Raw genomic sequence first — 12,173 nt, 5'->3', positions numbered from 1 at the left:
TCCTGGAGTCCTGGAGTCCTGGAGTCCTGGGGTCAAGACGCGCCTCGGGCTTGAGGAACAGCCCGCTTGAGTTCACGCGGTCGCTGCAACAGCCGCGGCGAGTCTATCAGCCGGCGTCTCGTACTTCAGGGTTTTCCGAGGGCGCGTGTTGAGCAGCCGGGCGATCTGGTTCAGCTGCACTTGCGAGACGCCGGTGAAGTCGCGGCCGCGGGGTAGATACTGCCGCAACAGCCCATTGGTGTTTTCATTGGAGCCGCGTTGCCACGGGCTCTGCGGATCGCAGAAATACACTTGGACATTCGTGGCGACGGTGAAGCGGCGATGGTGCGCCATTTCACCGCCCCGATCCCACGTGAGCGATTGGCGCAGCGCGGCGGGCAAGCGTTGTACGCGTCGCGCGAGCGCCTGCGCGACGGTGGGCGCATCGGTGTGCGGCAGGCGGATCAGCACCACGAAGCGGGACTGGCGCTCGACGAGTGTGACGACGTGGCTCTGATGCGCGCCGCGCAACAGATCGCCTTCCCAATGGCCGGGCACCGCGCGATCCTCGACGGCGGCCGGCCGCTCGCGAATCGAGACGACATCGGCAATGCGCGTGCCCGTGTGTCCGGCCCATCGCCGCGGCCGGCGTTGGGGCCGCCCTCGGCGCAAATGCTGGACCAGGACGCGCTTGAGGCCCCCGCGCGCTTGCACATACAGGCTCTGATAGATCGTTTCGTGCGACACGTGCATGGCCGGATTATCGGGCCAGCGCCACCGCAACCAGCCTGCAATCTGCTCGGGCGACCACCCGCGTTGCAGCTGCCGCGTCACCCGATGGCGCAACCGCGCACACGTGGCCAAGCGGCTGGGTTTGGGCCGGCACGCGGCTTGCCACGCCGCTGCATCCGCCGCCGTCGCGCGATACTGGGTCCGCCCACCATGCCGCGCCACTTCGCGGCTGATGGTCGACGGCTCGCGGTGGAGCCGTCGCGCGAGCGAGCGAAACGACTCGGCGGCCGCTAAGCCGCGGGAAATTTCCTCCCGATCCGCGCGAGACAGCACCCGCGCCGCCCGATGGCGGATGCGCGGCGGCACCCCGCCGCGCTTCTGGATGTGAAAGTAGACCGACCCTTCATGACAGCCCAGCGCCGCCGCAATCACGCGGTACGTCTCCCCCTGCTGTCGTCGTTGCCAGGCCTCACCAATCGCCGCATCACTCATACGGAATCGTCGCATTTTGTCCCTCCAGTCGAAGGGCGTTGCGACGACCGCATGAATTCACCCGGGCTGTTCCTCAAGCCCGAGTGCGATAGAGCAGCCGCGGGACCCGGCGCGCTTGAGGTTCAGCGCGCCCTACGAAATACCGATGCGGTGTGACGCGAGGCCCTTCAAAACGAACCTCCGTGTCTCTGCGTCTCCTGTGATCCGTCGTGATCAGCGAAGGAGTTTGAGGCCGAACGCCTTTTCGATGTCTTCGAGGTACGAGCGCTCGTGTTCGTCGGCCAGCGTCAGGGCGTGGCCCGTGGCGTCGTTCCGGCCGGTGCGGCCCACGCGGTGCACGTAGCTGTCCACAGACCGAGGCACTTCGTAATTCACCACGAGCGCCACATCGTCAATATCCAGGCCGCGCGCGGCGACGTCTGTCGCCACCAGCACTTTGACGCGGCCAGAGCGGAACGCCTCGATGGTCTCCGTGCGCTCTTTCTGCGGCCGGTCCGCATGCACCGCGGCCGCGCGCAGACCGGATCGCTGCAGTTCACGCGAGAGCCGGTCGCACCCGATCTTGGTGTTCACAAAGACGATCGCCGTGCCGCGTTCGCGCCGCAGCTCTCGTGCGAGGGCCGCGGGCTTTTCGCGCGACGACACAATACGCGCTTCATGGGTGATCGTCGCCGCAGGTCCGCGGCTCGACCCCACCTGGATGAGCGCCGCATCGGGCGACAGTTCATCCGCAAATCGCATCACCTCTTCCGGCATCGTCGCCGAAAACAACATGGTCTGGCGGTTCGCCGTGGCCGGCATGATCTCGGCGATGCGGCGCACGTCGGGCCAGAAGCCCATGTCCATCATGCGGTCCGCCTCGTCGAGCACAAACACTTCCACGTTGGAGAAGTCGCCCACATTGCTCCGCATGTGGTCCAGCAACCGTCCGGGCGTGGCGACGACGATGTCGACGCCGGCTTTGAGGGCGCGCTCCTGGGGCTCCATGGGAACGCCGCCGTAGACCGGGACGCTCGCGACGGGCGCGTGATACGCGAAGCCCTGAATCTCGTCGTCAATCTGCGTGGCAAGTTCGCGCGTGGGCGCGAGGATCAGCGCGCGAATGGTGTTGTGCGAATCCGTGTGGCCCGCGGCCATCAGCTTGACCAGGATGGGGAGAAGATACGCGGCCGTCTTGCCCGTGCCGGTTTCCGCGCAGCCGATGACGCCTCGGCCTGTCAGGGCGTACGGCAGCACCGCGCTTTGAATCGGCGTGGTCTGCACGAAGCCGCGCTGCGCCAGTGCGTCGAGTACGGCCGGCTCGGTAATGAGCGATGTGAAGGGAACTGGTGCGGGGTCAAACGGCTGCGAGACGCGCGTCGTCGACGTGGACTTGACGGTGCCTGTGGAACGGTTGGCCGGGCGCGCGCCGCCGCCTCCCCCTCCACCGCTTCGCCTGCGCCGTTGTGGTCTGGGAGCTTCTGAGTGTGTGGACAAAGCTTCTGGTGCGACTCTAGCGAGCCCGGAAGGTGATGATGCCTCTGACAGGGTCGTAAGGCGAGACGCCCACGGTGACCCGGTCTCCCGGCACGACCTTAATGCGGAAGCGGCGCATCCGGCCGCTCAACTGGGCCAATACTTCGTGGCCAGAATCCACTTGCACGCGATACAGGCCGCCGCTATGCACGGCGACCACGGTGCCCTGGACATCAATCAGATCGTCCTTACTCAAATTCGCAGTCCTTTCAAGCTCTCAAGTATAGCCGAAGGCCTATTTGAGCGAAATTCCCAGGGACAGGAGGAACACGCGCTCGCGCGCCCGGGCGGCGGTGACCGTCGTGGCCAGGGCCGGCCGGGTCAGGTAGAACCGCAGGTCCACGGCCAGGGCCAGGTGGGAGTTGGTGAACCACCGGGCTCCGCCTCCATAGTTGAGCGTGGTGGCACCCACGCCGTCGGGGGTGGCTTCGTCCAGATAACTCTCGAATTTGAGGGGGCCGCTGCCTGCGGTCAGGTAGCTCCAGCCTTCGCCTTTGCCGAAGTTCAAGGAAATCTGGCCAGACACGGAGTTGAGGCGTCGCCGGATGACCGGGCCCACGGCTTTGCCCGTCGTGTCTTTCTTCTGGCCTGACGCGGAGCCCATCAGCAGTTCGCCGCCGAAGCCGAGTTTGAACCCACCGCGCCTGAATGGGTAGACGTGCACACCGACCACCGCCGTGCGCAGGCGTCCGGGCATGTCCGTGGGGGCCACTTTCAGGCCAGCGGCCGTGGTGCCGTCCTGTCCGCTGCTTGCGAATCCACCCCGGGCATCGAAGACCAGCCAGGGCAGTGGCGCGATGGGCAGCGGCGCCACTGGTGGCTGCACAGGCGTTTGCGCGGCCGCCGGGACGGCGAGCAGGACCAGTAGGGTGGCGACGAGAGCGGCTCGCATGCGCCAAGCGTACCGCAAGGGATAGAGTTACGGCCAGTGGCGCAGACATCCACCATCTACAACTTCGAAATCGATCTGGCCGACAGCAATCGCGGGGTGTACGAACACCTTGAGCTGCGCGTCGCCAGGCATCCGTCGGAGTCTGAGGACTATCTGGTCACGAGGGTGCTGGCGTATTGCCTGGAGTACACCGACGGGATTGCATTTTCCAGGGGCATTTCCGACCCCGACGAGCCGACGATCGCTGTACGCGACCTGACGGGCGCGATTGGCGCGTGGATTGAGATTGGCACGCCCGATGCCTCGCGCGTGCACAAAGCGGGAAAGGCTGCGTCGCGCGTTGCGGTCTACGCGCACAAAGACACCACGCAGATGCTGCGGCTTTGGGCGAACGAACGCATCCACCGCATCGAGGCGCTCGAGCTCTACCGCCTCGATCGCGCACTCATCGATGCGATGGTTGACGCCCTCGACCGCCGCATGACCTTTTCGCTCTCAGTGAGCGACGACGATCTCTACATCGCGCTGGGCGATCGCACGATCGAAGGCCGCGTCACGCGCGTGGCGGTGTCGTAGGGCGTGGCTGTCCTCGTGGCGCGGTACGTGGACAGCGGAACGTGCATTTCGTAGGGCGCGCTGAACCTCAAGCGCGCCGAGTTCCGCGGCCTTGAGACCCAGGCCGCGCTACGTACGGAGAGACCGCAGCTCCTGCGCCGCCTGCGTGCGCGCGTTCGAGGCGTCTTGCAACTCGCGCGCCCTGCGGTGGGCGTCCTGCTCCACATCGGAGCGCTGCTTCTCAAGGAACTGCAGCCGATCGCGCACCGCGGCGTAGTCGCGTTCGACTTTCGCGACCGCCTTGCGCGCGTCATTCATCGCCGCCTCGGCCTCACGCTCCGCAGCCTCCGCCACCTTGAGTGCCTTCTCCAGCGCCTTGACGCGTTTCGCCCGCTCCGCGGCCTCTTTTTTCGCGGTCGTTGAGCTCTTGGCGCCGGACCCTGGACCCTGGACCCTGGACTCAGGACTCTGGACCCTGGACTCTGGACCCTGGACGTTTATGGCGCGCAGCGCCTCCATCCCCAGTGGCTTGAGTGGGCGGGTGAGCTGGCCGGGCAGATCGTTCGTGGGCAGTGACCGCAACGTGTCCGCGACCGCTTCGAGTGTTCCTCCCGACAGGACTTCGCCGGCGGCCTGTGCCACTTCGCGAATCGCCGCGGTGGCGGCGCGCATCGCGTCTCGATGCGCCACTTCGGCCTGAGGCACGTCGGCCTTGCGGCCCGAGAGCATCTGCGCATGCGCCTGTCGCATCACGCCCGCTGCTTTGATCAGGGCGTCGTACGCCGGCCGCCGCTGCCAATAGAGCTGATTCACCGCCCACGCGGCAGCCTGCGGCTTTTCGAGCGCGCGCACCTCCGCGCCCGCAGCTCCCATCTGTTTCGCCAGCGCATTCCGCGCCGCCGTGAATTCACCGGGCGGCAACCGATACAGCGCCGCGATGTCGTCATTTGTCGCCATTCAACTCATTCCGGACTCTGACTATCATCCTCCCATGCCGAGCCTGACTTCCATCCTGACGACCCAGATCGTGCGCGAACTGCAGGGCTTCATCCGCGAGATCGAGGCGTTTCCCAGTGACGACAGCGTCTGGCACACGCGACGCGGCGTGACGAACTCCGCCGGGAATCTGGCATTGCACGTGTGCGGGAACCTCCAGGATTTTGTCGGCCGCGTGCTTGGCGGCACATCGTACGTGCGCAACCGCGAGCTGGAATTCAGTCAGCGCGAGGGGACCCGCGCCAGCCTGGTGGCCGAGCTCAGGACCACGATCGGCGTCATCGAATCTGTAATGCCGGAACTTTCTGACGAAGCGATGGCGGGGAACTACCCGATGCCGCTTGCCGGCAAGACGATCAACACCACCGCGTTTCTCGTTCATCTTGCCGCGCATCTGGCCTTCCACCTTGGACAGGCGGGCTATCTTCGCCGCGTGATTACCGGCGACAGCACCAGTACGAATCCGCTCCCTCTGGCGGCGATCGCGGCTCCATAATGGGAGTACGGAGGCGGCCATGACCGAACGATCTCTGGTAGTCGTGCGAACGTTCCTGACCAACGTTGATGCGGAACTGGCGCGCAGCGTTCTTGAAGCCGCAGAAATCGAATCGCTCATCCAGGCCGACGATTGCGGCGGCGTGCGCCCCCATCTCTGGATGGGCGGCGTCGAACTTCTTGTGGCCGCCGAGGATGCCGCGCGCGCCGATGAAGTGCTCGGTGCCTCAGCCGGGACGCCCGACCCCTGGGTCGAGTAGCCGTTCGAGCGCCGCCAGCGCTTCCTCCAGCGTCGTCACCGCGCCATCGAGCTGCTGTTCGTAGACGGCCTTCAGCAACGTCCCGACCACCGGACCCGGCGCCACTCCGCGCTCCAGCACATGGCGCCCAAGCAGCAGAGGCGCCGGCGGCTGGTGCTCCACGCCCAGCGCGCGCGCACGCTCGAGGAACCAATCCATCGCCGCGCAGTCGAATGTGCCCAACCGTCCGTGGCAGTCTGCCTTCGCGAACCGTGCCAGCAGTTCCGGGTCCACCTTCTGCGCCAGCCGGCGGAACGCCCCATCTCCCACCGGCGACGCCGACTTGAAGAACATTGTCGGCTTCAAGTGGTGCGCCACGATGCCGAGCACGGTGTAGCGCACGTCGTAGCCACCGATGGTCTGGATGTTGAGGCGGTCGAGGAATTGCGTGGCCGGTGCCACGCCCGCTTCTTCGTGGCCCTTCGAGCGAATGCGCCCGTCTTCAAACTTCGTGGTGGCGGGTTTGCCCATGTCGTGGCAAAGCGCGCCGAGCATCATCACCACCGCGCGGGGATGGTCCAGGTCGTCGATGCGTTTGCGCGCCTCGTCGGCCACCATCAAGGTGTGCACCCACACGTCACCTTCGGGGTGCCATTCGTACTCCTGTTCACACCCGGAGAGTGCCTGGAGTTCTGGCCACAACCGGTCCACCACGCCCAGTTCCATCGCCAGCGCCAGCCCAAGAGACGGACGATGGGCGCGGAGCAGGAGCTTTTCGACCTCACCCCAGATACGTTCGGCCGGCAGATCGTCGAGGGGAAGTGACCGGCAGAGGTCCTTTGTCCCGTCTTCCACCGTCAGTTCAAACCGGGCCGCGAACTGGAGCGCACGCAGCACTCGGAGGCTGTCCTCGGCAAACGTCTTGTGGTCCACCGCGCGAAGAATGCGCGCCTGGAGATCACCGGTCCCGTTCCATGGATCGATGATTTCTTCAGTAAGCGGGTCGAACGACATCGCGTTGATGGAGAAGTCGCGCCGGCGCGCAGCGTCCTTGAACGACAACCCCGGGTCGCCCTCCACGATGAAGCCCTTGTGGCCGCGTCCGGTCTTTGATTCGCGACGCGGCAGCGACACGTCGAGGTCGCCCAATTTGTAGACGGTGAAACTCTCGCCGACGGTGTTGACCTGGCCGAATGCGGCCAGGGTTGACTTGAGCGCGCCCGCCTCGAGACCGAACACCTCGAGGTCCAGGTCTTTCGCATCGCGACCCAGCATCTGGTCGCGCACCCATCCACCCACCACGAGCGCGCGCCCGCCGCGGTCACGAACGGCGCGAGCGATATCGATGGCGAGTGGCGGCGGGCTATGCATGAAACAGGTTCGACTGACCGATGTTAATACTTCGCCCGATCTGAGATCATGCCAACTGCAATGACGACCCTGTCCCTGTTGTCTGATCTCGTCTCGGTCAACTCCATCAATCCATCGCTGGTGCCAGGCGCCCCGGGCGAGGCCGCCGTCGCCGAAGTGGCCGCGCAGGCGCTCAAGGCCGGAGGCCTTGATGTGGTGTTTCAGGAGGCAGCGCCTGGGCGGCCCAACGTGATTGGTGTGCTCGATGGCCGCGAACCCGGTCCGGCCGTCATGTTGTGCGGGCACCTCGACACCGTCGGCGTCGAGGGCATGACGAATCCCTTTACGCCGCGGGTGGCTGGGGGACGGCTCTACGGACGCGGCTCGCAGGACATGAAGGGCGGAGTGGCCGCGATGATCGCCGCGGCGGTGGAACTCGCACGCGACTGGCGCCGCGGCCGACTCATCGTCGCCTGTGTGGCGGACGAAGAGTACGAGAGCGCTGGCGCCGACGCGCTCGTCAAAGAATGGACCGCCGATGCGGCCATCGTCACCGAGCCCACCGACCTCGCCATGGCGGTGGGGCACAAGGGCTTCGCGTGGCTCGAAGTCGTGACCACAGGCCGCGCGGCACACGGCAGCCGTCCGTTGGAGGGACGCGACGCCATCGTGGACATGGCGCGTGTGTTGATCGCACTCGAGGCAACCGATCGCGCACTGCAGGGCCGGCCATCGTCCGAACACCAGGGCACGCCGTCGTTGCACGCGTCGATCATCACCGGTGGCCGTGAACTCAGCGTGTATCCCGATCGATGTGTGCTGCAGTTCGAGCGCCGCACGGTGTCGGGGGAAGACGATGGTGTGGTGGTTGGGGAAGTGCAGGCGATCCTGGCGCGCCTGCGCGGCGACGACGCAGCGTTCCGCGGCGAAGTGCGGTTGATGACGTCCCGGCCGCCGTATCGCCTCAGTCCGGCCGCTCCGCTACCGGTCGCGCTCGGGGCTTCGCTCGAGGCGCGCGGTCTTTCTTCGGCGCCCACAGGCATGTCGTTCTGGACCGACGCCGCCATCCTCGCCGGCGCCGGCATCCCATCCGTGTTGTTTGGTCCCGGCGGAGCGGGGCTTCACAGCATTGAGGAGTACGTCACCCTCGCCGACGTCGATGTCTGCCGCGACGTGCTGGTTGAGGTGGTGCGGCGTCTTAACGAAAACACTACACGCGCTTAACACCCGCCGCGCAGGCCGTTCGTAAGATGCCTGCATGAAAACTTTTCGTGTTTGCCTCACGGCCCTCGTGGCCCCTGTCCTGCTCAGCGTGTCGGCCGCAGCTCAGATCACTGCGCCAGCCGGCGGCGCCACTGTACCGATGCTCAATGTTGGTGGGCGGCCCGTCATCGAAGTGTCGATCAACGGCGCCGCTCCGGTTCGAGTGATCCTCGACACCGGGGCGAGTCACACGGTCATCGACCCGGCCTGGGTCGGCGGTGCCACAGGTCGCCAGTCGGTCAAGGAAGTGCGCATCGGCGAGCTGGTGATGCAGAACGCGGACGTCTCGAGCCGGGTCCTGTTTGGCGGAACGTTGCCACCGGAGTTTCCGCGTGGTGTGTTCTCAGCCCTGTCGTTTCCCGGCTACCTCGTCACCTTCGACTACCCGGATAAAACGGTGACGTTTCGCAAGGGTGCCTTGCCTGAGGCCGACGGCAAACGCGTGTTTGCGTACGATGACACCGACCCGCTACCGAAGGTGCCCGTCATGGTGGCCGGTCACGAATACCGCATCCACGTGGATTCGGGATCTCCGTCAGGAATCATGCTGCCGTTGCGCGCGGCCAAAGAAGTGCCGCTGGCTGCCGAACTCTCACTCGCGGGCCGGGCCCGTACCAACGTGGGCGAGTTTGAGGTCTTCACCGCGCCCGTCAAGGGCATCGTCACTCTCGGTGAGTTCACGATTGACGTCCCGCTGGTGCGCTTCAGCGACCTCAGCCCCGGTGGCGGGCCAGGGCCCGGCAACCTGGGCTACGAAGTACTGAGAACCTTCAGCCTCGTCCTGGACTCCACCAACCGGCGGATCTCGTTCGGTCGATGACGACTACTGGCTGCGGCCGAACCACTCGAGCGGTGCGAGCGTGAGCCACGGGACGTAGGTGATGAGCAGCACTCCGATGGCGAGGATGATCAGCATCGGGATGGTCGCCCACATGACGTCCAGCACCGGCCGCTTGAATCGCACCGACGCCAGCAGCAGGTTCAGGCCGAGCGGGGGATGCAGGTAGCCCAGCTCGAGGTTCGCCACGAAGATCACACCCAGATGGACGGGGTTGATGCCGTACGCGGCGGCGACGCCGGAGATGAGCGGCACGACGACCACGATGGCCGAGAAGATGTCCATCAGGCTGCCGACGATCAACAGGAAGGCGTTGAGCGCCAGCAGGAACATCAGCTTGGATTCGACATGCGTCGTGGTCCAGGCGATCAACGCGTCAGGAATTTGCGCGTTGACCATGTAATTGGTCAATCCGACGGCCACCGCCAGGATGACGAGCACGCCGCCGACCAGGCCCACCGAGTCTGCGGTCACGCGCACCACGTCCCGCATCGCCGGCAGGTCGCGATGTATGAAGCGCTGCATGATGAACGCGTAGAGGGCGGCGAGTGCGGCCGACTCCACCGGCGTGGCATATCCACCAAGCAGCGCCGTCATGACGACGAGCGGAAGGCCGATCTCCCACTTGGCGTTCCACAACGCCGCGCCGGCTTCGCGAGCCACAAACGGCGTGCGGGCGGCGCCCGTTCTGATGGCCTCGCGCACGCTGTAGGCTGCGAGCATTCCGAGCATCAGCATGCCCGGCAGCAGGCCCCCGATGAACAGATCCTCCATCGCAATGTTGGCGATGATCGAATAGAGAATCAGCGGCAGCGACATCGGGAACAGGAGTCCCAGCGAGCCCGACGCCGTGAGCAGACCGATGGAGAAACGTTCGCGGTACCCTTCCTTGAGCATCGCCGGCAGCAGCAAGCCGCCCAGCGCGAGGATGGTCACGCCCGAGCCGCCTGTGAGCAGTGTGAAGAACGCGCAGAGCGCAATGCAGGCCACCGCAGTGCCACCCGGCATCCAGCCGACCAGCGCGCGGAACATCCGAAGCAGCCGTTCGGATGACCGGCCCTCCGCCAGCAGGTATCCCGCGAGCGTAAACAGCGGGATCGTCGCCAGGCCCGCCGAGCCGGTCAGTTCCTGGTAGGCCGTGATCAGCAGCACCGTGGGTTTGCTGCCCTGCACCATGAAGAGCACGGCCGCGCAGCCGCCAAGCAGCACGAAGATCGGTGCGCCCAGAATCGCCGCGAAGATGATCACGCCGAGCCACGGCAGCGCCGGCTGGCCGTCGAGAAGTTCCGGGTGTGTCGCGATCCAGTAGCCGGCGATGGGGCCGATGACGGCGACGCCGCGCAGGATCCAGTTGGTGGAGGCGTTCCACACCATGCGCAGCGCAATCAACGCGAACCCGAACGGCAGCACCAGGTCGGCCACCCAGACGGGGATGCCGGCGGCAATCTCTGCGCCATCCAGGCGGTCAATCTTGACGAGGTTCACGCCTCCCACGGCGAACAGGGTGGAGACGGCAGCGCCCACGAGCGCGGCGATGAACTTGGCTACGCGTGCGGTCGCGCTGTGCGCGAGAAATTCGCCGGTGGCCAGCGACAGCAATTTGCCGTCGCGGGCTGCGATGGCCGCTCCCAGCATCCCCACCCACATCGTCAAATGCTGCGCAAAAGGCGCGGCCCCGGGAATGCCCGTGGCAAACCACTTGCGCAGGACGATTTCCCCGAGAGGCAGTACCACGATGCCTGCCATCGCGAGAAGGGCGACGGAATTCTCGAAGCGGATCGCCGACTGTTTCACTTACTTGCCCTTGGTCTTGCGGAAGGCCGTGCGGGCCTGCATCGCCGCGTCGTACACGTCGGTCGGGACGGTGGTGCCCCGCATCGAGCTCACGAGCGCCTCGGCGGTCTTGCGAAATTCCACCATGGCGGCGGGCGTCAGTTTCGTGACCTTCAGGCCTCGGGCCGACATCGTGGCCACGGCATCGGCGTCCATCTTGGGCGCCTCGCCCATGAAGCGCTGCTCCAGCGCAGATGCGGCGGCCATGACCCTGGGCTGGTCGGCTGCGTCGATCTTGGCCCACGCGGCATTGGTCAGGACGGTGGCGCCAAGAAGTGGTGCGAGTTTCACGTCGAGCAGGAATGGCGCGTCACGGAAAATCTGGAGCATCGACGCGCCGTAGGCCGGACTTGGTGCGGCGTCGATCATGCCGCGCTTGAGGCCGCCCACCATGTCGTTGAACGAGAGCGGAATCGGCTGGAAGCCATTGTTCTTGTACCACTGCACCGACTTGTCATCGCCTTCCGTGGTGTAGAGCTTCACGACCTTGAGGTCGGCCAGCGTGCGGATTTCCTTCTTGGAGAAGAGCTGGACCCATCCGGCATTTCCCCAATGGAGGACCTTGAACCCTGCGGCTTCGATGCGTTGCGTCATGAGCGGCCGCAGCGCCGCAAAGACGGCGCGCATTTCTTCGTCGGACTCGAGGAAAAACGGCATGCCGAAGACATCAACGGCGTCGTTGATCTTGGCGAGTCCGGGTGGCAGCAGCAGTGCCGCCTGCAGTTCCCCCACGGCGGGGCTCATCATCTTGACGGTGGAGGCTTCGGTCCCCAGCGTGCCGCCGGGATACACGCGAAGCGTGACGCGGCCTTCGGTGGTCTTGGTCCAGGCGTCGCCCATGTCGAGCAGCGCCTTGTGCCACGCCGAGTTGGCGGGCGCGAAGGTGGCCAGCTTGACGGTGAGCGGCGCGCGCGCCTGCATGGGCAGGGACACCATAAGGGCGGTGAGCGCCAGGGCGGCGGCGCCAAGGACACGGGTCAGAGGTTTCGACATG

General features: G+C 65.9%; 13 protein-coding genes. 5 read left to right on the top strand and 8 right to left on the bottom strand.

Annotation, left to right across the window (positions count from 1 at the left end):
- Positions 1-72: 72 nt before the first annotated feature.
- From IPL75_18995 to IPL75_18980, 4 genes are all read right to left on the bottom strand, one after another.
- A complete protein-coding gene (locus tag IPL75_18995) occupies positions 73-1,218 on the bottom strand; it encodes an IS30 family transposase (GenBank protein MBK9242285.1) in 1,146 nt (381 codons plus the stop codon).
- A 198-nt stretch (positions 1,219-1,416) separates the two neighbouring features.
- A complete protein-coding gene (locus tag IPL75_18990; protein ID MBK9242284.1) occupies positions 1,417-2,679 on the bottom strand; it encodes a DEAD/DEAH box helicase in 1,263 nt (420 codons plus the stop codon).
- A 16-nt stretch (positions 2,680-2,695) separates the two neighbouring features.
- Positions 2,696-2,914: a translation initiation factor IF-1 gene (gene infA, locus IPL75_18985; GenBank protein MBK9242283.1), complete on the bottom strand. Its 219-nt coding sequence runs from the start codon at positions 2,912-2,914 to the stop codon at positions 2,696-2,698.
- A gap of 39 nt (positions 2,915-2,953) precedes the next feature.
- Positions 2,954-3,610, bottom strand: coding sequence for a hypothetical protein (locus IPL75_18980; GenBank protein MBK9242282.1), 657 nt, complete (start codon positions 3,608-3,610; stop codon positions 2,954-2,956).
- A 36-nt stretch (positions 3,611-3,646) separates the two neighbouring features.
- On the opposite strand from IPL75_18980, the gene IPL75_18975 reads away from it, so the two are divergent.
- Positions 3,647-4,186, top strand: a complete 540-nt coding sequence (locus IPL75_18975; GenBank protein MBK9242281.1) for a YaeQ family protein — start codon at positions 3,647-3,649, stop codon at positions 4,184-4,186.
- A gap of 108 nt (positions 4,187-4,294) precedes the next feature.
- On the opposite strand, the gene IPL75_18970 is transcribed toward IPL75_18975, so the two are convergent.
- Positions 4,295-5,122 carry a hypothetical protein gene (locus tag IPL75_18970; protein MBK9242280.1) on the bottom strand — a complete coding sequence of 276 codons (828 nt, stop codon included), beginning with the start codon at positions 5,120-5,122 and terminating at the stop codon, positions 4,295-4,297.
- A 34-nt stretch (positions 5,123-5,156) separates the two neighbouring features.
- Here IPL75_18970 and IPL75_18965 point away from each other — a divergent pair, with 34 nt between their 5' ends.
- Entirely contained in the window at positions 5,157-5,657 is a 501-nt protein-coding gene (locus tag IPL75_18965) for a DUF1572 family protein (GenBank protein ID MBK9242279.1), read from the top strand.
- A 19-nt stretch (positions 5,658-5,676) separates the two neighbouring features.
- Entirely contained in the window at positions 5,677-5,916 is a 240-nt protein-coding gene (locus IPL75_18960; GenBank protein ID MBK9242278.1) for a DUF2007 domain-containing protein, read from the top strand.
- Here the strand turns inward: IPL75_18960 and IPL75_18955 are convergent.
- The gene (locus IPL75_18955; protein MBK9242277.1) at positions 5,884-7,266 is read right to left on the bottom strand and encodes an HDIG domain-containing protein; all 1,383 of its coding nucleotides are present in this window, start codon (positions 7,264-7,266) and stop codon (positions 5,884-5,886) included. The genes IPL75_18960 and IPL75_18955 overlap by 33 nt on opposite strands.
- Positions 7,267-7,326: 60 nt before the next feature.
- Between IPL75_18955 and IPL75_18950 the strand changes: the two genes are divergently transcribed.
- Both IPL75_18950 and IPL75_18945 read left to right on the top strand, forming a co-directional pair.
- On the top strand, positions 7,327-8,469 hold the full coding sequence (locus IPL75_18950; protein MBK9242276.1) for a M20/M25/M40 family metallo-hydrolase: 1,143 nt from the start codon (positions 7,327-7,329) through the stop codon (positions 8,467-8,469).
- A 34-nt stretch (positions 8,470-8,503) separates the two neighbouring features.
- On the top strand, positions 8,504-9,328 hold the full coding sequence (locus IPL75_18945; protein ID MBK9242275.1) for an aspartyl protease family protein: 825 nt from the start codon (positions 8,504-8,506) through the stop codon (positions 9,326-9,328).
- A 3-nt stretch (positions 9,329-9,331) separates the two neighbouring features.
- On the opposite strand, the gene IPL75_18940 is transcribed toward IPL75_18945, so the two are convergent.
- Together IPL75_18940 and dctP are read right to left on the bottom strand one after the other, a co-directional pair.
- Positions 9,332-11,140 carry a TRAP transporter large permease subunit gene (locus tag IPL75_18940; GenBank protein MBK9242274.1) on the bottom strand — a complete coding sequence of 603 codons (1,809 nt, stop codon included), beginning with the start codon at positions 11,138-11,140 and terminating at the stop codon, positions 9,332-9,334.
- Positions 11,141-12,172, bottom strand: a complete 1,032-nt coding sequence (dctP, locus tag IPL75_18935) for a TRAP transporter substrate-binding protein DctP (GenBank protein MBK9242273.1) — start codon at positions 12,170-12,172, stop codon at positions 11,141-11,143.
- Position 12,173 lies beyond the last annotated feature (1 nt).

The sequence above is a fragment of the Acidobacteriota bacterium genome, from assembly GCA_016716905.1.
GTDB lineage: Bacteria > Acidobacteriota > Vicinamibacteria > Vicinamibacterales > SCN-69-37 > SYFT01.
Note: the sequence above shows the minus strand (reverse complement) of the source record. Positions and strands in the feature narration are given on the sequence as shown.